Here is a 21,914-nt window from a genome sequence, read left to right as displayed (position 1 = left end):
CGGTAAATTTCACAGTGTATTTTTCGCCCACTTCGCCAACCACATGACCTACATCTGCCATAAGACCTGATCCAGCGGAGCCTGCGGCACGCCCAATCCTTCGGGATAAATAGCATTAACAAAATACAGCCCTTCGGCCGGAGCGGTCGGCGCAGCCTGGGTTCTATCCTGCAAAGCCAGTAAATCAGCCAGCCACTGAATCGGCTGGTGTCCTTTTCCGACTTCAATCAGAGACCCGACAATATTCCGCACCATGTGATGCAGGAAAGCGTTGGCCTGAATATCAATCAAAATAAAATCACCGCAGCGCTTAACCGAGACCCGCTGAACTTCGCGCATCGCGTGACTGGCCTGACAGGCCGCCGCCCGGAAAGAGGAGAAATCCTGCTCTCCGAGCAATGCTTGCGCCGCCTGATGCATTCTGGATTCATCCAATTCGTACGGCTCATGCGTCACCCGTCCGGCAAGTACCGCGGAATGCACCCGGCGGTTAAAAATCACATATCGATACTGACGGGCAACCGCCGAAAAGCGAGCATGAAAATCCTCACCCATCGGCTTTGCCCAGACGACACGGATATCGGCCGGCAATTGAGTATTGGTACCTTGCACCCAAGCCTTTTCAGGGCGCTCTGAGCGGGTTTCAAAGTGCACTACCTGGCCGATTGCATGCACACCGGTATCTGTGCGTCCGGCACAATGCAATTCGACACCCTCAGCGGCAATCGAACTCAGTGCATTTTCCAGATTTTCCTGCACCGATGGACAATGCTTTTGCCGCTGATATCCGCAGTAGGCCCCTCCCTGATACTCTATACCAAGGGCAATACGCATTGAATTACAGATAATCCTTGATCAGAACTTCGGCGATCTGCACCGTATTGGTCGCAGCCCCTTTACGGACATTATCTGCTACAACCCACAGATTCAGACCTTTCTCACAGGAAATGTCTTCACGAATACGACCAACATACACCGGATTGGTATCCGCTGCGTCCGTCACCGCTGTTGGGTAACCGCCATCGACATGCTCATCCATCAGAACCACACCATTGGCTTTTTCAAACAACGCCTTAGCTTCCGCTGCAGTGATTTTCTTATCGGTTTCAATATGCACCGCTTCACTGTGACCATAGAATACCGGTACACGAACCGCAGTCGGATTGACCAGAATCGAATCGTCGCCCATAATTTTTTTGGTTTCCCACACCATCTTCATTTCTTCTTTGGTGTAACCGTTGTCCATAAAGACATCGATCTGCGGGATACAGTTAAAAGCGATCTGCTTAGGATAAACTTTTGCTTCAACCGGCTTCATATTCAGAAGATTCGCAGTCTGTGTCGCCAGCTCTTCAATCGCTTCCTTACCGGATCCTGAAACCGCCTGATAAGTCGCGACATTAATGCGTTTAATACCAACCGCATCATAGATCGGCTTAAGAGCGACCAGCATCTGAATAGTCGAACAGTTAGGGTTCGCAATAATACCGCGACTCTTATAACCGGCAACCGCTTCTGGGTTTACTTCCGGAACAACCAACGGAATATCGTCGTCATAACGGAATTGTGAGGTGTTATCCACGACAACACAGCCAGCTTCAGCAGCTTTCGGTGCATAAATTTTGGAAATGCTCGCGCCCGGTGAGAACAGACCGATCTGCGCCTTGGAAAAATCGAACTTCTCAAGATCCTGCACTTCAACCCACTGACCTTTGAACTGAATCTTTTTACCGGCAGAACGGCTCGACGCCAGAGGGTATAAATTCCCAACCGGGAAATCGCGCTCTTCCAATACCTTAAGAATCGTTTCACCTACCGCACCAGTGGCACCAACTACTGCAATATCATATAACTTGGTCATTTTTTATCCTTTATTTCACAAAAATAGCGGTGCGAGCTGTGCTGCAACACCGCTTACGAAAATAACTTTAACGGGATTATTTTTCCATTCGGTCCAGATTCTCGAACACCAGACCGTCTTCTTCACTGTCAGTTTCTTTAAGGCCGGCGAATTCAAGTAAACGCTTGTGCTCACTTGAATCCAGCGCTTCAGTCATTGATAGGACTCGTCCACCTTCGGTCAGCTCGTGCCGCTGCCCGATAAACTTACCACCCTGCTCGATAACAAAATCTCGGCAGACCAGATCGCCAACCAGCTTTCCGCCCGGGAGAATTTCAATTTTTTCGCAGGCAACATGCCCTTCAATCAAGCCGCTCAAAACCACTTCACGGGCTTTGATCAACCCCTTAATCACGCCATTGCTGCCGATCGAAATATCGAAAGCGGTGTTAATCACCCCTTCGATCATGCCGTCATTATGCAGTTCACCTTTTAATTCGGTAAACTCGCCCTGAATGCGACATCCCTCGGCAATAATTGTTTTTCCACCTTCTTGGCTTGCAGACTTGCGGCTTGAACTAAAGAACCCCATGGTACCAACTTAACCTCTTGAAAAATAGCGTTGTAATTTTCCTGCGACCATTCATGAAATGGCTTCGGATCAATACGGCGGGACAGGAACAACACCTCATAATGCAGATGCGGCCCCGTCGAACGACCGGTGTTACCGATCTCACCAATTTTCTGACCCTTATACACGTAGTCACCTACCTTAACGGTACGTTTATGCAGATGACCATATCGGGTTTTGAATCCATTTGCATGAATAATCGAAACCAGATTACCAAACCCGGTCTCCTTACTAAAGGCAGAAAAAGAGACAATACCATCGGCCGTAGCAAGGACATCCTCTCCGACCCCGCCACGGTAGTCGATGCCGAGATGCCGACTACGAACGCCGGTAACCGGGTGTTTGCGGACACCGTAGTAGCTGGTAAAACCTTTGAAATTCTTAACTGCCGAACCGTTTGGAATCGAAGCCAGCATCAGACTGCGCTCCAAAGCACTCATCTGCAGATTCTCAAGACGCTGCTCAACAGGCAAGGTTGCAAGGCTCTGCAACTCATCCTGCGTCATAATCATCTCTTCGATATTCTGCAGTGTCTGGCCAAGACTGTCCAAACGCTCACTCTTCTGATTAAGCGCAGTTTCCAGCTCACCTTTCTCGGTCAGCATATTTTCATAATCGTCTTCGACTTTTGCCAGCCTGTCCGAATAAGCCTTAACGGCAAACCGATGCTGCGCCTCGACTTCATCAACCTTATTGGAAAACCAAACAATGGTTAAAGCGCCGGCCACCCAAAGAGTGAGAAAAAGCAATAGAATCCAAGAGAAAAAGCGCTTGGCGAGTTGCGTGAAGGAATAGTGCCGCGCACCATGCACATCGCTGATCGTAACAGTAAACCGATTGCGCAACGCCTACTCCGCCCTTTAACTCATGCAGCTCAAATTACAGTGCCGCGACGACGGCATCACCCATTTCCGAACAGGTTACCTGAGTACAGCCGGCATCCATAATGTCGCCGGTACGTAAACCCTGATCCAAAACTTTGGAAATAGCTTCTTCGATTTTCACCGCCAGATCTTCGCGACCTAGAGAGTAACGTAGCATCATCGCCGCAGAAAGAATCGTCGCCAGAGGGTTGGCTTTATTTTGACCGGCGATATCCGGTGCCGAACCGTGACTAGGCTCGTACATCCCTTTATTATTAGCATCAAGAGACGCAGACGCCAGCATACCGATCGAACCGGTCAGCATAGAGGCTTCGTCAGACAGAATGTCACCGAACATGTTACCGGTCACCATAACGTCAAACTGCTTCGGATTCAGAACCAGCTGCATCGCGGCATTATCGACATACATATGATTGACCTGAACTTCAGGATACTCCGGCGCAATTTCATCAATGATTTCACGCCACATTTCGGTTACTTCCAGTACATTGGCCTTATCAACCGAAGTCAGTTTCTTATTTCGCTTCATCGCAGCCTGGAAAGCTACGTGGGCAATACGACGCACTTCAGACTCGGAGTAAACATAAGTGTTGTACCCTTGGCGCTCGCCGTTATCCAGAGTGCGGATACCGCGCGGCTGTCCGAAATAGATACCGCCGGTCAATTCACGTACGATAAGGATATCCAAACCTGCAACCACTTCCGGTTTCAGAGTCGACGCCGAAGCCAGCTGCGGGAAAAGAACTGCCGGACGCAGATTGGCAAACAGTTCCATCTCTTTACGAAGACGCAACAGACCTTTTTCAGGACGAACCGAGATATCCAGGGATTCCCACTTATATCCGCCAACAGCACCAAGAAGAACGGCATCTGCCGCGTGCGCTTTGGCCATAGTCTCATCCGCCAGTGGAACACCGTGAACATCATAAGCCGCTCCACCGACCAGATCTTCTTCCATTGAAATATCCAAGCCGTCGGTTTCAACCAGCTTGTTCAACACTTTCACCGCTTCAGCAGTGATTTCAGGACCGATACCGTCACCAGGAAGAATCAATACGTTTTTTGTCATTTATCTAAACTCTTTAAATTGAATAATATTCTTAAAATTCTGTTTACGTTTCACCCGGGAAAACGAGCCAGCAAATTCAAACTATTTTGCAACTTGCTACACACGTCATTTTCTCGTCACAATCAGTTTGCGTACAACCAAGGCTTACTGGCCTTACGACTCTCTTCGTAAGTTTTAATTTCTTCAGCATGCTGCAAAGTCAGACCGATATCATCCAAACCATTCAACAGGCAGTGCTTACGGAAACTGTCGACATCAAAACGGATTTCATCACCGTTCGGTTTAACAATTTTCTGCGCCGACAAATCAACCGTCAACTCATAGCCTTCGACAGCAAAGGTTTCATTGAACAGCTCATCAACGACTTTCTCATCGAGAATAATCGGCAGAATACCGTTCTTGAAACTGTTATTAAAGAAAATATCAGCAAAACTCGGGGCAATAATCACATCAAAACCGTAATCTTTCAGCGCCCATGGAGCGTGTTCACGACTGGAACCGCAACCGAAGTTTTCACGCGCCAACAGGATCTTCGCCCCCTGATAACGCGGCTGATTCAAAACGAAATCTTGGCGCAGAGGACGTTTCGAGTTATCCATATCCGGCTGACCTACATCTTCGTAGCGCCACTCGTCAAACAGGTTCGGGCCGAAACCTGAACGCTTGATTGATTTCAGAAACTGTTTAGGAATAATTGCGTCGGTATCCACATTCGCGCGGTCCATCGGCGCAACAATCGCTGTCAAGGTTGTAAACTTATCCATCTCTCTCTCCCGAACTTATAGCATGTCACGCACATCAACGAAATGACCGGCTACCGCAGCCGCCGCAGCCATTTCAGGACTCACCAGGTGAGTACGCCCGCCGGCACCCTGACGCCCTTCGAAGTTACGGTTTGACGTCGAAGCACAGTGCTTACCGCTCGGCAGGCGGTCGGCATTCATGGCCAAACACATCGAGCAACCCGGATTACGCCATTCGAAACCGGCTTCGATAAAGATCTTATCCAGACCTTCCGCTTCCGCCTGCTGCTTCACCAGCCCGGAACCTGGAACGGCAATCGCCAATTCAACCTTATCGGATTTCTTGCGTCCTTTAAGCACTTCCGCCGCTGCGCGAAGATCTTCGATACGCGAGTTGGTACAGGAACCGATAAACACATACTCCACCGGAATATCCTTGATCGGCGTACCGGCATTCAGCCCCATATATTTCAATGCATTACGGATAGAAGTCGCTTTCACGGAATCGGTTTCTTTATCCGGATCAGGAACAATGCCATCCACATCCAGCACCATTTCCGGAGAGGTTCCCCAGGAAACCTGAGGTTGGATTTCCGCACCGTCCATCTCGATGACTTTGTCAAAAACCGCATCGTCATCGGAATGCAGATCTTTCCAGGCTTCGACCGCCTGATCCCAAAGCTCGCCTTTCGGTGCAAACGGACGACCTTTAACATATTCGACAGTTTTTTCATCGACACCGACCAGACCGACACGCGCGCCACCCTCGATCGCCATATTACAGACCGTCATACGCCCTTCGACCGACATATCACGGAAAACCTGACCACCGAACTCCATCGCGTAGCCCGTACCGCCAGCCGTACCGATCTTGCCGATGATCGCCAGAATCACATCTTTCGGCGTTACACCCGGCTTCAACTGACCGTCGACCTTGATCAGCATATTTTTCATTTTCTTCTGAATCAGACACTGAGTCGCCAAGACATGCTCGACTTCAGAGGTTCCGATACCGTGTGCAAGGGCACCCAATGCACCATGCGTCGCGGTATGCGAATCACCGCAAACCAAAGTCGTCCCCGGCAGAGTCTTCCCTTCTTCCGGACCAACAACATGCACGATCCCCTGACGAGGGTCACCCATACCAAACTCGGTAATCCCGAATTCTTTGGCGTTCATGTTCAACGTCTGCACCTGAATGCGCGACACCGGATCTTCAATTGAATCCACACCGCCCTTCAAATCGGTCGTCGGAACATTGTGATCACAGGTTGCCAGGTTGGCATCGATACGCCAAGGCTTGCGTCCTGCCAGACGCAGCCCTTCAAACGCCTGTGGTGAAGTTACTTCATGCAGCAGCTGACGGTCAATGTAAATTAACGCCGTGCCATCTTCTTCCTGACGAACCACATGGTCGTCCCACAATTTGTCGTATAACGTTTTTCCAGCCATAGCTTATAAACCTGTAATTCAATAATCCGAATAAATTTGAAATAGCCCCAAATTATAGCACCTAAAGCCCGATATTAAATAACAAATCAAGCGCTTTGAATCGACATCTGCGGTAAAATGCCGGCAATTGAAATTCAAAGAGCGTTCTATGAGCTACTCGATCAAAGAAGTGTTTTATTCTCTGCAGGGCGAAGGCTTTCATTCCGGACGGCCGGCAATTTTCTGTCGCTTCAGCAAATGCAACCTCTGGACCGGTCGGGAAGAGGACCGCGCAGATGCCGTCTGTCAGTTCTGCGACACCGATTTTATCGGCACCGACGGTCAGAACGGCGGCAAGTTTGCCGATGCCGAAGCTCTGGCACAGCATCTTCTGCAGTTCTGGCCGGATAAGAAAATCACACCGTTTGTCGTACTCACCGGAGGCGAACCGCTACTCCAGGTGGATCGTGAATTGATCGAAGTCTTCCATCGGCACGGCATTGAAATCGCTGTGGAAACCAACGGCACCAAACAGGCTCCGGATGGAATCGACTGGGTCTGCGTCAGTCCGAAAGCGAATGCGCCTTTACTTCTCGATCACGGGCACGAATTGAAACTGGTCTACCCGCAAGCCGACTGCATGCCGGAGAAAGTCGCCGAGCTGGCGTTTGATCATTTCTACCTGCAACCGATGGACGATGCCGACCCTCAAGTGAGCGAAGCCAATATCAAAGCAGCGGTGCAATACTGTTTGGAGCACCCGCAATGGAAGCTCAGCCTGCAAACCCACAAACTGCTGGGGATTGACTGATATGAAACCGATTTATCACGCACTGGAAGTCAGCGGTATCAGCTACGATGGGCGCGGCATTGCCAAACTCAGCAATGAGCACGACAGCGAAAGCGCCTTACCTCTGGCCGGAAAAAGTTGTTTTATCGCCGATACGGTTCCGGGAGATATCGTCACGGCGCGTATTCTTGAGCAGCAGGATCAATTTGCCGAAGCCCAACTCATTGCCATCGAACAGGCTTCCGGAGAACGCAGCGAACCCTTCTGCCAATACTACGGCGAATGCGGCGGCTGCCAACTGCAGCATCTCAAAATCGATGCACAGCGTGAATGGAAAGCGCAGAATTTCTTTAACCAGCTGCAGAAGGCGGTCAATTGCGAAACCTGTGAATTTACCGTGCCACTAGTCAGCGAAGACAAAGGCTATCGCCGTCGTGCCCGCCTGGCATTGGAAGTGGACAAAAAAAGCAAGCAGGCACGTTTCGGTTTCCGCAAACGCAACTCGAATGAGTTGATCGATATCGATGCCTGTCCACTTCTGACCGACGGTCTCAATCAAGCTTTACAGCAGGCCCGTCCGCAATTCCTTGAACAGGCGTCACGCTCGACCAGAGAGTTCACCCTTGTGGAAGCCGATAACGGCATTTTCGGGCTGTCCGAAAATACTGAGAAACCGTTCTATCGACTCGAAGCCTCCAATCTGACACTGCATTTTCCGCAGTCCGGTTTCATTCAGGTTAATAAGACGATCAACGAGCAGATGATTGCTCAGGCGCTGAACTGGTTACAGCTAACGGATAAAGACAAGGTGCTCGACCTCTTCTGCGGCGTCGGCAACTTTACGTTACCTCTGGCGCAACAGGCGAAAAAAGCGGTCGGAATTGAAGGTCTGAGCGAATTGGTGGACACTGCGCAGCAAAATGCCGCAGACAATAATCTGCACAATACCGAATTCTTTCAGGCCGACCTGTTTGCCGAAGTCAGCGGTTTACCCTGGTTCAGAAAACAGAAATACCACAAAATCCTTCTGGATCCGGGCCGTCCGGGCGCGTTTGAACTGTGCAAGCAACTCGGCAAACTCAGTGCGGAAAAGATTGTCTATGTTTCATGCAACGCATCAACCCTGATTCGCGATGTTAAAGAGCTGGAAAAACAAGGTTATCAACTGCGCAAAGCCACCTTTATGGATATGTTTGCGCATACGACACATGCCGAAGTGATGGTTTTACTGGAAAAAGCCCAAAAACAGAAAACGCAGCGCGACAAACGGATTGCCAGCAAGAAGCAGATGTTTAAATTCTAGATCCGCCTCGAATAACGCTTAAACATCCATTTCCGCCGCAACCAAATGAATCATTTCCTGAATATAGGGCAGCTGCGTCTGCCCCGTATTTGTCGCGGCATACAGCTTGGACCACAACCCATCCGGCCCGAGCGCCCGGAAGCCCAAATGTTCAAAATCCTTCTGATTCTTTAACAGCCATTTCGGCAGAATACAAATCCCTCTCCCCGCCTCGACCCTTTGCAGCATCATCAAAGTCAATTCGGAATGACGGATCGCTTTAGGACGTACTCCGGCCGGTTGCAGAAATCCGCTGAAAACGTCCAGTTTATCTTCCGCCACCGGATAGACAATCAAAGTTTCCGCAGCCAGATCCTCGGCTGAAAGCCATTCCTCCTGTAACAGTCTGTGCCCGGGCGGTAGCACGGCAACCAACTCATAACTGAAAAGCGCGGTATATTCGATCCTTTCGATCGGTTCAGGATCGGAAGTAATCACAAAATCCAGTTTCTGCTGTTGCAGTTTGCGCAAAGGCGTCTGATTCGAACTCGGCACAATATCCAAGTCAACGCTCGGCCAACGTTCCTGATAAGGCCGCAACAACGGCAGCAACCATTCAAAACAGGTATGGCAGTCAACGCCGATCCATAAGCGCCCACTCTCCCCCTGCTTGTGCGCTTTAAGCTGTTTTTCGGCATGCTGGATCAACGGCAGAACCAGCAGCGCGGTGTGCAAGACGATCTGTCCCGCCGGCGTCCACTCAATCGGATGGGTTTTGCGTTTAAACAGCTCCAGCCCTAACTGCTGTTCAAGTTGCTTAATCTGATGAGACAGTGCCGACTGGGTCATACAGAGCTTTTCCGCACTGCGGTTGATCGAATGGGTTTCCGCCAGGCTCTGCAGCGTCTTGAGATGTTTTAGTTCAAGCATAGTTATCAATTTTATTCATGTAATTCTGAATTTTAATCGATTGTTTTCATGTATGGCAAACCCTAAACTCAAGTCACTCGCAAAGAGATCAATTAAATTCAGTAAGGAAAAATCATGACAACCCATAATCTAGGCTATCCGCGAATCGGAAACCTTCGCGAATTGAAATTCACACTCGAAGCCTACTGGAAAGGCGAAAAAACCTTGGCCGAACTGGAAGCGCAAGCCAGAGAAATCCGCTATCGGAATTTTAGAACCCAAATCAACGCCGGGATCGAACTGATACCGGTAAATGATTTCGCCTATTACGATCAGGTTCTGAATATGAGCACCTTACTGGGCGTCATTCCGAAGCGCTTCCGTCAGGACCGATACGATGTCGAAGTCGCTTTCCGAATGGCTCGAGGTCGCGCACCTTCGGATGACGGTCATCACTGTTGCAATCACAACCATCAACCGACCGGTAAGCCCAAAGCAGGTTATGCAGGGGCGATGAAAAAATGGTTCGACACCAACTATCACTACATTGTGCCGGAACTGTACGACGACACCGAATTCGAGATTACCGATACACGTTTGTTTGATGAAGTGGCCGAAGCTTTGGCGCTGAAACAAGACGGGCAAAACATCGACTTTAAACCGGTTTTGATCGGACCGGTTACCTACCTCCATCTCGCGGAAAACAAAGAGACGTTCATTCCAAAGCTGAATCGCCTGCCTGCTTTATTGGAAGTGTATGCACAGATTCTGCAAAAATTGGCTGATTTGGGCATTGAATGGGTTCAAATCGACGAGCCGATTTTAGGGCTGGAACTGACACCGGAATGGCGACAGGCGTTTATTGACGGTTACGCTGTTTTAAAAATGTCACCGGTAAAATTATTACTCGCCACCTACTTTGAAACACTGGGCGACAATCTTGATATCGCATCGAACTTACCGGTTGCCGGTTTGCATTATGACGGCTTGCGCGGCGCAAAACAGTTGGACGATCTCATTGCTCGCTACCCATCAGACAAAGTGCTGTCGGTCGGCTTGGTCGATGGGCGTAATATCTGGAAAACCGATTTATATGCCGCACTTGATCGACTGAAAACGGCAAAAGCAAAATTTGCCGAAAACCTATGGATCGCGCCGAGTTGCTCCTTGCTGCATGTTCCTGTTGATCTGGAGGTCGAAGACAAGCTAAACCCGGAATTGAAACGCTATCTGGCGTTTGCCAAACAAAAACTGACGGAAGTCAAACTGCTTGATGACGCACTCAACGGCAAAGCGGATGAGCCGGCTTTAGCCGCAAACCGACAAGCGCTTACGGCCAAAACGCACTCCAAACTGATTCACGATGCCGACGTTCAAGCACGTATCGCCAGACTGGATGAAGTAGCGCTGGATCGGGCCGTACCTTACGCTGAGCGTGTTGTGGTGCAAAAAGCCAAATTCAATTTACCGTTGTTCCCAACCACTACCATCGGCTCCTTTCCGCAAACGCAAGCCATCCGCCAAACACGCCTGAAATTCAAAAAAGGAGACATCAGCGAAGCGCAATATATCGAAGCCATGCAAGCGGAAATCCACGATGTCTGCACACGCCAGCAACGCATCGGTATTGACGTCTTTGTACACGGCGAACCTGAGCGTAACGACATGGTCGAGTATTTCGGCGAGCAGCTGGATGGTTATGCCTTTACCCAATACGGTTGGGTGCAGTCGTACGGTTCGCGTTGTGTAAAACCGCCGATTATTTACGGCGATGTCTCGCGTCCGAAACCGATGACGGTTTTCTGGTCGCAATACGCGCAGAATCAAACCGATAAGATTATCAAAGGCATGCTGACCGGTGCCGTGACCATGTTGCAATGGTCGTTTGTACGCAACGATCAGAGCCGCGAGCAGACCTGTAACCAGATAGCCTTGGCATTACGGGATGAAGTATTGGATTTGGAAGCCGCCGGCATCCATATGATTCAGATCGACGAAGCGGCTTTGCGCGAAGGCCTGCCGTTGAAAAAATCGGACTGGGCGGATTATCTGCGCTGGGCTGTCAACAGCTTCCGAATGACCACTTCCGGTGTCGCAAACGACACTCAGATTCACACGCACATGTGTTATTCCGAGTTCAATGACATTATCGAAGCCGTAGCGCAAATGGATGCCGATGTAATTACGATCGAGACCTCCAAATCGCAGATGAAGCTGCTGGATGCCTTTGTTGATTTCGACTACCCGAACGAAATCGGGCCGGGTGTGTACGATATTCACTCGCCGAATATCCCGACAGTTGAGCAGATGGTTGATTTGATTCAAAAAGCCGCACAAAACATCCCGGCTGAACGCTTATGGGTTAATCCGGATTGCGGGTTGAAAACACGAGGCTGGCAAGAGACTGAACCGGCTTTAATCAATATGGTCGAAGCGGCCAAGGTTTTGCGAAAACGGTTTACCGACCAGCTTAAAAGCGCATAACATGAGATGAAAAAGAGAAGTTGGCTTAAACAATTTCCCTCTAAAAACAAAACCGCCAATTTGGCGGTTTTTTACTTTACCCATCCATAGAGACGTTTTTGCGCAGGCTTTTAATCTGGCTGCGCTGGCGTTTATGTTCGAGGCGTTTGCGTTGCGAACTTTTGGTCGGACGAGTGGCAATACGCTTCTTCGGGCGAACCGCCGCAGTTTCCAAAATTTCCTTCAAACGCTCTAGGGCGGCAATCAGGTTGGCTTCCTGAGTTCGGTGCGATTGTGACTTGATCACAATAATGCCGTCCTTGGTAATGCGCTTATCGGACTTCAACAGCAGACGCTGCTTAAAATCGTCCGGCAGTGACGACTTGCGGATATCGAAACGTAAATGCACGGCCGTTGCGACTTTATTGACGTTTTGCCCTCCGGCCCCCTGTGACCGAACCGCCTACCAGAAGATCTCGCTCTCATCAATAAGCTGTCCGCTAGAGAGTTGCATTGCGACTCCATTTTTCAATGAATGTGATTCTCATGATTTCCAATCATACAAAAATTGAGAACGAATATGACAACTACCGGAAGAATACATCGGCAATCCCGAATGGATTACCGGAAATTAAAACTTTTGCGCCAAAGCGTCCTTTCCCCATAAACGCGTAAGCTGTCTCTGAAACAGTGCCAAATCTCCACTGCTGCAAAATGCACTTTCTCCGTCCATGCTCTGCGTCGACAACAGATTTTCGTTTTCAAGACGCCGTAAAACCTCTTTAGCCACGGCCGTTTCGGTACTGATAACCGATATATTCGGCCCCGCAACCAGTTCGATGACCGGTGCCAGGTGCGCAAAATGGGTACAACCGAGAATAATGGTATCCGCACCTTTTTCGATTAGAGGCTGCACATAGGACTCAACCGCCGCACAGGCTTCATCCGGATTCAGCTTTAATTCCTCGACCAGTCGAACCAGCTTCGGACTGGGTTGAATCACGACTTCGACGTGACCGGCTACCCTTTTGGCCAGCGCATCAAAGGCCTTGCTGCTCAGCGTCTTTTCCGTCGCCAACACCCCTATTACACCGCTTTGCGTATGAATGGCCGCCGGTTTAACACCGGGCTCAACTCCGATAAACGGCAGATCGTATTTGGCTCGCAGTGTCTTAATGGCAATCATGGTCGCAGTATTACAGGCAACCACGATCGCTTTGACATTCTGCGACAACATAAACTCGACAACGGCCTGAGCGCGAGCCAAAACTTCGTCTTCCGACTTCTCTCCATAAGGCGCAAATTGCGTATCGGCCACATACAGAAGATTTTCGTTCGGAAGCAGTTCCCTGACTTTCTGAGCAATCGGCAGACCGCCAATCCCCGAGTCAAAAATTCCAATCGCTCTTTTATCTGCCATTTTGTCCATCACGCAATTACCGCGGTATCCCTTGTGAAGCCTTTACATATGGCCGCAAATTATAATCCGAATTTATGCAAAAGTGTTTGCTGCATGAATCCTAACGGATAAGACCGCCCCCTTGCACAAACACTTTTTAAACTGCCAACTCAATTCTCATCCCGCAACACCTTCTGGCCAACCCATATACAAGAAGCGACGCGTTTCTTGGTTTCATTAAACGGACATCCTTCGGGCTCTTGAAGCTACCGCCGGATAACACCTTAATATCGCTTGAGTTTTTTTAAAAATCCGTGCTATAGTTTAAGAAAAATTATTTTTTAGCCACAACTAACTTTTTAAGTTTGCAATAACATATCAGGATTTCAAACCATGGCAAAGTTGCTCTTGAGCACCCTGTTTATTACCCTAATCGGCTTAAGCCCGCTGGCCCATGCACAATTAAAGATCACGGTAACGACCGGCATGATCGCCGATCTGGTTAACCAGATCGCCAAGGATAAAGCTAAAGTACAGGCGCTGATGGGTGTGGGAGTCGACCCTCACCTGTACAAGGCGACACAGGGAGACGTCCGAAAATTAAGCCGAGCGGACATTATTTTCTACAACGGTCTGCATCTGGAAGGCAAACTGCAACCGATTCTGCAAAAAATGCAACGCCGCAAGACCGTTGTCGCCGTCACTGAAAACTTCCCGGAAAAACGTTTAATTGCTTTCGACAAACTCCATGATCCACATGTCTGGTTTGATGTCAGCCTGTGGGAACTGGCCGCACAGCAGGTACAAAAAACTCTGGCGACAAAAGATCCGCAAAACGCCGCTTTCTATCAGCGTAATGCCGAGCAATACCGCACCAGACTGAATGAATTGCATCAATGGGTTAAACAGGAAATGCAGAAAGTGCCTCAGGCCAAACGCGTACTGATTACCGCACACGACGCTTTCGGCTACTTCGGCAAAGCTTATGATCTAGAAGTCATGGGGCTGCAAGGCATCAGTACTGCCGGGGAATTCGGCTTGCAGGATATCAAGCAGCTCAAGGATGTGATTGTCGCCCGTGATATCTCCGCGGTGTTTGTTGAATCCAGCGTCTCGCCGAAATTTATCGAATCGCTGGTCAAAGGGGTTCAGGCCGAGGGCAAGCAGCTGAGAATCGGCGGCGAACTCTATTCCGATGCAATGGGAGTCAAAGGCTCGGATGCAGATACCTATATCAAAATGGTCGAGCATAACGTTCATACCATCCGCAACGGCCTGCTGGGCAAAACAACAGAACAGGGAAGCCACTAAATGACAGATCGAAGCGCCATTCCGTTGAAAGTGGAACAACTCAGCATACGCTATCACCACAAACCGGTTTTGACCGATGTCAGCTTCGAGGTTCCGGCCGGAAAAACCGTCGCGATTATCGGACCGAACGGCGCCGGCAAATCATCACTGCTTAAGGGAATCATGGGGCTGACGCCAGTCATTCAGGGACAGGCTCTGTTCTTCGGCGAATCGCTGGATAAAAAACGCCTGACCACCGCTTATGTTCCGCAGCGCGAAGAAATTGACTGGGATTTTCCGATTGATGTAATGGATGTGGTGCTGATGGGCCGTCACGGCCAGCTGAAATTCTGGCAAAGACCGAACCAGAACGACCGGGATATCGCTGAAAAGGCGCTGTGGGATCTGCAGATGTCGGATTTCCGCGACCGTCAGATTTCGCAACTTTCCGGCGGTCAGCAACAACGCGTCTTCCTGGCCAGAGCTCTGGCGCAGCAGGCCAGCCTGTATTTGATGGATGAACCTTTTGCCGGTGTTGATGTCGCCACGGAAAAGGCAATTATTGAATTGTTCAAACAGCTTAAAGCTCAAGGCAATACCGTGGTCTGTGTCCACCACGACCTGAATACCGTTCACGAATATTACGACTACGCCATTTTAATCAATGCCAGATTAATCGCCGCCGGGCCGGTAGACGAGGTTTTGACTCAAGACAATCTGAATAAAACCTACGGCGGCCGCCTGTCTCTGCTCAACGAAATGACCGAGCAGCTATACCGCAGCCAGCTTAATCAGGCACACGATCAGGATTAACCATGCAAGGCTTTGAAGTATATTCGGACGCTTCCGTCTGGCAACAGACCTTTGATCAGCTGGCGCTTTTCTGGTCGTTTGAAGACGTCAACGCCACCTGGGTTCTCGTCGGCAGCCTGCTATTGGGCATGAGTGCCTCGGTAATCGGCGCTTTCGCCTTCCTGCGCAAACGCTCTCTGCTCGGCGATGCCTTGGCGCATGCCGCTCTGCCCGGCGTAATGATGGCGTTTCTGCTCAGTGGCAGCCGGGATGCAGAAGTGATCTTCAGCGGCGCCCTGCTCAGCAGCCTGCTCGGTTTCTGGATTATCGACTGGCTGCCGAAAAACACCAAAATCAAACCAGATGCCGCGCTGGCAATTACACTTTCCTTTATGTTCGCTCTGGGTTTGATGCTGTTGTCGCTGATTCAAAGTACCGATATGCCAAACAAGAGCGGACTGGATAAACTGCTTTTCGGTCAGGCCGCCGCGATTACCTCCGAAGACATCCATCTGCTGGTGTATGTTACGTCGGCCGTGCTGATCACCGTTATCCTGTTTTTCGATAAATTCCGTCTGATCGCCTTCAACCGACTGTATGCGCAAACGCTCGGTATCTCCGTCAGGTTCTATGAATTTCTACTGGCACTGATGATTGTGCTCTCGGTGGTGGTCGGTCTGCAACTGGTCGGCGTCGTGCTGATGGCCGCGATCCTGTTAACGCCGATCGCAGCCGCACGATTCTGGAGCCATCAACTGAGTTACTTGCTGCTTCTGGCAGGGATCTTCGGAGCGCTCAGCGCCTCCATCGGCGCACAGATTTCCTATATCGCTCCGGCTATGCCGACCGGCCCGTGGATTGTCGTCAGTCTATCTCTGGTATTTTTCGTCTCCTTTCTGGTCGCACCGCAAAACGGACTGATCAAACGTTATCTGGATTACCGCAGATTGCGCCTCAGAGTCGCTCAGGAAAATATTCTGCGCACGCTGTATAAACTATTGGAACGCGACCACTTTAAACGCAATGATTTTACCGTTGCGCAGATTATTGCCCTGCGAAATATCCAGGTTCAGACACTGAAGCAGACCTTGAAGCAGTTGCAGAAACAAGGGCTGGTTCGCGAACTGGGCGACGGTTTTGCCTTGAGTGAAACCGGTTTAAGACGAGCGATCGAACTGACCCGTCGCCATCGCCTGTGGGAGAGTTATCTGAGCCAGCATGCCGATTTGACTTCGGAGCAGGTGCACCAGCAGGCCGAGCATATGGAGCATATTCTGAATCAGGAACATGAAGAACAGATCGTCGCCGAACTGATGCAACGCCTGTCCGACCCGCACGGCCAGCCGATCCCGCCAAAAAATACGATTGAGGAACTGTAAGCATGCTGAATCTTGAAAACTGGATTCTCGATCTGTGGATTATTGCCACGGCATCGTTGGTTGCTGCATCCTGTGCCATGGTCGGTGTCTTTTTGATCCTGCGGCGTCAGGCATTGATGGGTGATGCCATTTCTCATTCCGTTCTGCTCGGTATCGTGCTCGCCTATCTGCTGGCCGGAACCAATACTCTATGGGTTATGCTGACCGGTGCGGTCATTATCGGCCTGCTTACTGCCTGGCTCAGCGAGAGCCTGCATAAGGTCAGCCGCCTGCAAAGCGATGCCAGTATCGGGATCGTCTTTACCCTGTTTTTCTCGATCGGCGTCATTCTGGTATCACTTTATACCGGACATATCGATCTCGATCAGGAATGTGTTTTATATGGCGAAATTGCCTTCGTCCCTTTCGACACCGTCATCTGGGGCGATATGGAAACCGGAACCGATTTGGGGCCACGCGCTTTCTGGTTGATTCTGATCGTTTTTTCGCTCGTCGCTTTCAGTATCACGCTCGGCTTTGAACGCCTGAAAACGGTAACTTTCCATCCGAGTCTGGCGGTTTCTCTGGGCATCAATATCACCTTCTGGCACTACTTCCTGATGACACTGGTTTCGATGACCACGGTTGCCTCCTTTGAAGCCGTCGGAGCCATTCTGGTGGTCGCCCTGTTGATTATTCCCGCCAGCAGCGCTTATCTGCTTGCCTCCTCTCTCAAGAGAATGCTCTGGCTGGCTGTCGCCTACTCGCAAGGTTCGGTCTGGATCGGCTATGCCCTTTCCTACTGGCTGGACAGTTCGATCGCCGCGTCCATTGCGGTCAGCGCCGGTGCACTTCTGGCTTTAACTCTGCTGGTGATTCAGATCCGTAAATGGATTCAGCAGCAACACTACGCCAAACAACTCCAATCGGGAGAAAGCGCTTAATGTCTCAGGTACAGAAAAACACGCCGTCTCAGGCATGGGAAGACTATCTCAAAATTGTCTATAAGCTGGAAGACAATACTCGCGAAGACAAGGGCGTTCAGACCAAAGACATCGCCGAACGTCTGGCCGTATCGCAGGCTTCGGTAACCAATATGCTTAAAAAATTGGCCGAACAGGGCTATCTGGAATATGAACCTTATTATGGCGTGACCCTGACCGGACATGGACGAAAAGTGGCGATGAAGATGATCCGTAATCACCGGATTCTCGAACTGTATCTGGTCGAACGCCTGGGGTATCTGTGGGATGAGGTGGATGAAGAAGCGGAAACGCTGGAACATTACCTCTCCGACAAACTGGTGGACCGTATGTGGCAGGATCTCGGCCAGCCAACACAGGATCCGCACGGCTCACCGATTCCGAGTGTGGACGGCAAAATCGAACGCAAAAACCTGACCCCCCTGTCCGAGATCGAACTGCATCAGCCGGTCATTCTTGAACGCATCAAAAACCGTACCCCGGAAGAACTGCGCTATCTGACATCAATCGAACTGCATATCGGTGCCCAAATCGAGATTAAAAACCGCGCTCCGCTCAACGGCCCCTTACTGATCGAGGTCGACGGCAAGGCGCTGCACGCCATCGACTACCGTCTGGCCATGGCCTTGCAGGTCAAAGCCTAAGTCTCTTTAAATATCTCCGGTTTAAGGCGGTAACATTCAACCACCCCCTGCACACGGCTCAAACAGTTACCGCACCCGGTCGATGCGCCGGTTGTTTTCTGCACACGGTGCACCATTTCCTCGACTGACTCCTGCTGTGGATTCTCGGGAAGTTGCTCTAGCAGCTGATCAAGCGGGACATGATGGCAGGTGCAGATCAGCGGGTTTTCGCCGAGCAGCATCTGCACATAGTTTTTTTGACAGAGATGTAAATTCATACAATTTGCCGGTTAAGAGTTTATCTCAGCCCCGTGCCATCGGTTATTTCTTTAAGGCTAATAGGCACGGAGTCACGATCAGAGTCAGCAGTGTCGAAAAGGTCAGGCCACCGACAATCGCGCTGGAGAGCTGCACCCACCACTGTGACGACGGTGCGCCGAAAGCGATACTCTGCCCGGGAATATCGATGGTCATTGCCAGAACCATCGGCATCAGCCCGAGAATGGTCGTCGTGGTCGTCAGCAGTACCGGACGCATACGCTGCGACAGCGTCAGCTGAATCGCGGCAATTTTGTCCATCCCTTCTAACCGGTACTGATTGTAAGTATCGATCAGCACGATATTATTATTGACCACGATTCCCGCCAGCGCGATAACGCCGATTCCGACCATAACCACCCCGAAAGGATTCTGCGTAATCAAAAGTCCGAGCAAAACCCCGGCCGTTGAGAAAACGATCGCCGTTAAGATAACCCCGGCCTGATAGAAGCTGTTAAATTGCGTCACCAGAATCACCACCATCAAAAACAGCGCACTGACAAACGCTTTCATCAGGAAATCCGCCGCTTCCTTCTGATCTTCATCCTGTCCTTTAAAGCGAATGGCGACATCCGATTGCAAAGGCTTGTCCTGCAGAGATTGTTTCAGCTGATTAAGCTGCTGATCAACCTGAAATCCGGGAGGAACATCTGACTGCACACTCATCACCCGTTGTCCATTGATCCGTTCGATCAAAGACGTTTTCTGTCGCGGATGGAATTCTGCAAAATTGGAAAGCGGCACCGGGCCGTAAGCGGTCGGGATTTTCAGATTCATCATCTGTTCGAGATTACGCTCCTGTTCCGGAAAACGCAGGCGGATATCCAATTCTTCCTCGGCATCGTCCGGCTGATAGGAGGCAATTTTAATTCCGGTGGTCAGCATCTGAATGGTATTGCCCAGCGTAGCAATATCGACCTGATAACGTGCCGCCTGTTCACGATCGACTCTTAAATGCCACTCAATCCCCGGAATCGGTCGTGAATCCTCAATATCGATAAATCCGCCAATTTCCGTCATACGCTGACGGACTTCCTCCACTCCGGATCTCAAAGAGGCGAAATCCGCGGCTGAGAGCTCAACCTGAATCGGCTTACCGCTGGAGGGACCGTTATCCTGTTTGCGAACCTGCGCCTGAATTCCCGGCAGCAAAGCCAGTCGCTGACGTATATCCTGAATAACCTCATCGGCCGTCGGGCGTTCCTGCCAGTCGCGCAATTCCAGCTGAATAATCCCGATCAGATCCACCGGAACATTGTGCAACTGACTGGCGTCATTATAGGTTTTGGCATACAGCGTTTTATATACCGGAATATCCAGAATCGCCGCTTCCACCCGTTTCAGCAACTCATCTTTCTCATAGACCGACAGATCGCCTCGGGCCTGCACCTGAACCTGAATAAAGTCCGGCTCAACTTCCGGGAAAAACTCGACACCCTTGCCGAATTGCGCATAGGCAACATAAGATGCCGCCATAAACAGCGTCGCAATCAGCAACACCTTTTTCGGATGACTCAATAACGGTGTAATCACCTTGACATACAGCTTGGTCCAACGGCCGACAGCATGACCCTGCACCTGCAGATCCTTAGCCACATCCTCAGGCTCTTCAGAGGTGGATTTCACCGGCATTTTATCCGCCTTGGAAGAGACCACGGATCCGAGCACCGGAATAAAAATCAACGCCATTAACAAGGATGCGAGCAGTGTCAGAATCACGGTGATTGGCAAAAACTTCATGAACTCGCCGACCACGCCCGGCCAGAACAAAAGCGGAAAGAACACGCTCAAGGTCGTTGCCGTGGAAGCGATAATCGGCCAGGCCATGCGCTTGGCACCATAAGCATAAGCCTCTTTCGGAGCCATGCCTTCAGCCATTTTTCGTTGCGCCAATTCCACCGTAACAATCGCGCCGTCAACCAGCATCCCGACCGAGAGAATCAGGCTGAAAAGGACGATAATATTCAGTGTGTAATCCATACTTTGCAACGCCAGTATGCCGGACAGAAAAGCCCCCGGTATTGCCAACCCTACCAGGACCGCGGGCTTGATACCGAGCGCCGCGATTATCACCAGCATGACCAGAAAAATAGCCGTCAGCACATTATTTTCCAGATCCCCAAGCAGGGTTTTGATCTGCTCAGACTGATCCTGCATAAAGTGCACACTCAACGCTTCCGGCCAACCCTTCTTCTTTTCGGCCACAACAGCTTTTACCTGATCGATAGTTTCAATGATATTCGCCCCGACGCGCTTGGTCACTTCGAGTACCAGTGCCGGCTCGCCGCCGACTCGAGCGAAGCCGTCCGGATCTTTATAGGTACGTCGCACCTGTGCCAGATCGCTGAAAGTGACGACTGTTCCCTGATGGGTTTTGATCGGCAGCTCCAGCACATCCTGAATATTTTCGATAACACCGGGAACCTTGAAAACCATGCGCCCGGAACCGGTATCCATCGCCCCGGCCGGCACCAACTGATTGTTTCGGCTCAAGAAACTCACCACTTCATCAAAAGAGAGGTGATAGGTTTCCAGCGTTTCCGGTTCGATAATGACTTCCATCATCTCCTCCCGATCGCCGCCAATCTCCACTTCCAGCACGCCGCTCAGAGATTCCAGTTCGTCTTTTAAGTCCTGCGCCAGACGCACCATTTCTCTTTCCGGAAGCGGTCCGGACAGGGAAAGCGAAATGACCGGGAACAGCGCTACGTTAATCTCGTTGACCGTCGGTTCAAGCGTGTCGGGCGGCAGATTAGCTTTGGCCAGATCGACTTTTTCACGCACATCCAGAAGCGCCTGATCAATATCGGCACCGGCGGAAAACTCCAGCAGAATCGAGCCGTAATTTTCCGCCGCCGTCGCCGTCATCTCTTTCAAACCATCCAGAGACTGAAGTTCTTTCTCCATCGGTTTAATCAACAGCCTTTCGGCATCTTCCGGGGAAATTCCGTCATGCACCATCGAAACAATGAATATCGGGATAGGGACATCCGGCGAAGACTCTTTCGGTATCGACAGGTAGGCGTAAGCACCGGCGACGATGAGCATAATAAAGGTCAGCAGAATCACCCGGCTGCGATTGAATACGGCATCGATCAGACTCATGGAA

19 protein-coding genes and 1 pseudogene are annotated in these 21,914 nt (G+C 50.5%); 8 read left to right on the top strand and 12 right to left on the bottom strand.

Annotated features, from left to right (window positions below; all coding sequences use genetic code 11):
- Positions 1–48: 48 nt before the first annotated feature.
- The 7 genes from truA to leuC all read right to left on the bottom strand — a co-directional run bounded on the left by truA (position 49) and on the right by leuC (position 6,619).
- Complete coding sequence (gene truA, locus HQN79_RS04370; protein ID WP_173284468.1) at positions 49–834, bottom strand: tRNA pseudouridine(38-40) synthase TruA; 786 nt, start codon at positions 832–834, stop codon at positions 49–51.
- A 4-nt stretch (positions 835–838) separates the two neighbouring features.
- Positions 839–1,861 carry an aspartate-semialdehyde dehydrogenase gene (locus HQN79_RS04365; protein WP_173284467.1) on the bottom strand — a complete coding sequence of 341 codons (1,023 nt, stop codon included), beginning with the start codon at positions 1,859–1,861 and terminating at the stop codon, positions 839–841.
- A 76-nt stretch (positions 1,862–1,937) separates the two neighbouring features.
- Positions 1,938–2,432 carry a bactofilin family protein gene (locus HQN79_RS04360; protein ID WP_173284466.1) on the bottom strand — a complete coding sequence of 165 codons (495 nt, stop codon included), beginning with the start codon at positions 2,430–2,432 and terminating at the stop codon, positions 1,938–1,940.
- On the bottom strand, positions 2,333–3,316 hold the full coding sequence (locus tag HQN79_RS04355; protein WP_173284465.1) for a M23 family metallopeptidase: 984 nt from the start codon (positions 3,314–3,316) through the stop codon (positions 2,333–2,335). Before HQN79_RS04355 ends, HQN79_RS04360 begins: the two co-directional genes overlap by 100 nt.
- Positions 3,317–3,350: 34 nt before the next feature.
- Positions 3,351–4,424 carry a 3-isopropylmalate dehydrogenase gene (leuB, locus tag HQN79_RS04350; RefSeq protein ID WP_173284464.1) on the bottom strand — a complete coding sequence of 358 codons (1,074 nt, stop codon included), beginning with the start codon at positions 4,422–4,424 and terminating at the stop codon, positions 3,351–3,353.
- 122 nt (positions 4,425–4,546) lie between these two features.
- Positions 4,547–5,188, bottom strand: coding sequence for a 3-isopropylmalate dehydratase small subunit (gene leuD / locus HQN79_RS04345; protein WP_173284463.1), 642 nt, complete (start codon positions 5,186–5,188; stop codon positions 4,547–4,549).
- Positions 5,189–5,203: 15 nt separating this feature from the next.
- Positions 5,204–6,619 (bottom strand): 3-isopropylmalate dehydratase large subunit, encoded by a 1,416-nt coding sequence (gene leuC / locus HQN79_RS04340; protein ID WP_173284462.1) that lies wholly within the window; start codon positions 6,617–6,619, stop codon positions 5,204–5,206.
- A 148-nt stretch (positions 6,620–6,767) separates the two neighbouring features.
- Between leuC and queE the strand changes: the two genes are divergently transcribed.
- On the top strand, positions 6,768–7,409 hold the full coding sequence (gene queE, locus HQN79_RS04335) for a 7-carboxy-7-deazaguanine synthase (protein ID WP_173284461.1): 642 nt from the start codon (positions 6,768–6,770) through the stop codon (positions 7,407–7,409).
- 1 nt (position 7,410) lies between these two features.
- The gene (gene rlmD, locus HQN79_RS04330) at positions 7,411–8,691 is read left to right on the top strand and encodes a 23S rRNA (uracil(1939)-C(5))-methyltransferase RlmD (protein ID WP_173284460.1); all 1,281 of its coding nucleotides are present in this window, start codon (positions 7,411–7,413) and stop codon (positions 8,689–8,691) included.
- Positions 8,692–8,709: 18 nt separating this feature from the next.
- Here the strand turns inward: rlmD and HQN79_RS04325 are convergent, their stop codons facing one another.
- The gene (locus tag HQN79_RS04325; protein WP_173284459.1) at positions 8,710–9,600 is read right to left on the bottom strand and encodes a LysR family transcriptional regulator; all 891 of its coding nucleotides are present in this window, start codon (positions 9,598–9,600) and stop codon (positions 8,710–8,712) included.
- A 114-nt stretch (positions 9,601–9,714) separates the two neighbouring features.
- On the opposite strand from HQN79_RS04325, the gene metE reads away from it, so the two are divergent.
- Positions 9,715–12,063, top strand: a complete 2,349-nt coding sequence (gene metE, locus HQN79_RS04320; protein WP_173284458.1) for a 5-methyltetrahydropteroyltriglutamate--homocysteine S-methyltransferase — start codon at positions 9,715–9,717, stop codon at positions 12,061–12,063.
- A 76-nt stretch (positions 12,064–12,139) separates the two neighbouring features.
- Here the strand turns inward: metE and arfB are convergent.
- Positions 12,140–12,493, bottom strand: a pseudogene (gene arfB / locus HQN79_RS04315) (alternative ribosome rescue aminoacyl-tRNA hydrolase ArfB); the annotation flags it as partial.
- Between the two features lie 180 nt (positions 12,494–12,673).
- The gene (gene murI, locus HQN79_RS04310) at positions 12,674–13,462 is read right to left on the bottom strand and encodes a glutamate racemase (RefSeq protein ID WP_173284457.1); all 789 of its coding nucleotides are present in this window, start codon (positions 13,460–13,462) and stop codon (positions 12,674–12,676) included.
- A 372-nt stretch (positions 13,463–13,834) separates the two neighbouring features.
- On the opposite strand from murI, the gene HQN79_RS04305 reads away from it, so the two are divergent.
- Genes HQN79_RS04305 through HQN79_RS04285 form a run of 5 tightly spaced genes read left to right on the top strand, consistent with a single transcriptional unit; the run spans position 13,835 to position 18,508 of the window.
- Positions 13,835–14,752, top strand: a complete 918-nt coding sequence (locus HQN79_RS04305; protein WP_173284456.1) for a metal ABC transporter solute-binding protein, Zn/Mn family — start codon at positions 13,835–13,837, stop codon at positions 14,750–14,752.
- The gene (locus tag HQN79_RS04300; protein WP_173284455.1) at positions 14,753–15,544 is read left to right on the top strand and encodes a metal ABC transporter ATP-binding protein; all 792 of its coding nucleotides are present in this window, start codon (positions 14,753–14,755) and stop codon (positions 15,542–15,544) included.
- 2 nt (positions 15,545–15,546) lie between these two features.
- Positions 15,547–16,902, top strand: a complete 1,356-nt coding sequence (locus HQN79_RS04295) for a metal ABC transporter permease (RefSeq protein WP_173284454.1) — start codon at positions 15,547–15,549, stop codon at positions 16,900–16,902.
- A gap of 2 nt (positions 16,903–16,904) precedes the next feature.
- Positions 16,905–17,825 (top strand): metal ABC transporter permease, encoded by a 921-nt coding sequence (locus HQN79_RS04290; protein WP_173284453.1) that lies wholly within the window; start codon positions 16,905–16,907, stop codon positions 17,823–17,825.
- The gene (locus HQN79_RS04285; RefSeq protein WP_173284452.1) at positions 17,825–18,508 is read left to right on the top strand and encodes a metal-dependent transcriptional regulator; all 684 of its coding nucleotides are present in this window, start codon (positions 17,825–17,827) and stop codon (positions 18,506–18,508) included. The genes HQN79_RS04290 and HQN79_RS04285 overlap by 1 nt, the downstream gene beginning before the upstream one ends.
- On the opposite strand, the gene HQN79_RS04280 is transcribed toward HQN79_RS04285, so the two are convergent.
- Positions 18,505–18,765 (bottom strand): (2Fe-2S)-binding protein, encoded by a 261-nt coding sequence (locus HQN79_RS04280; protein ID WP_173284451.1) that lies wholly within the window; start codon positions 18,763–18,765, stop codon positions 18,505–18,507. The genes HQN79_RS04285 and HQN79_RS04280 overlap by 4 nt on opposite strands.
- Positions 18,766–18,808: 43 nt before the next feature.
- The gene (locus tag HQN79_RS04275; protein WP_173284450.1) at positions 18,809–21,910 is read right to left on the bottom strand and encodes an efflux RND transporter permease subunit; all 3,102 of its coding nucleotides are present in this window, start codon (positions 21,908–21,910) and stop codon (positions 18,809–18,811) included.
- Between the last annotated feature and the right edge of the window lie 4 nt (positions 21,911–21,914).

The sequence above is a fragment of the Thiomicrorhabdus xiamenensis genome, assembly GCF_013282625.1.
Classification (GTDB): Bacteria; Pseudomonadota; Gammaproteobacteria; order Thiomicrospirales; family Thiomicrospiraceae; genus Thiomicrorhabdus; species Thiomicrorhabdus xiamenensis.
This window is presented reverse-complemented; position numbering and strand designations above follow the sequence as displayed.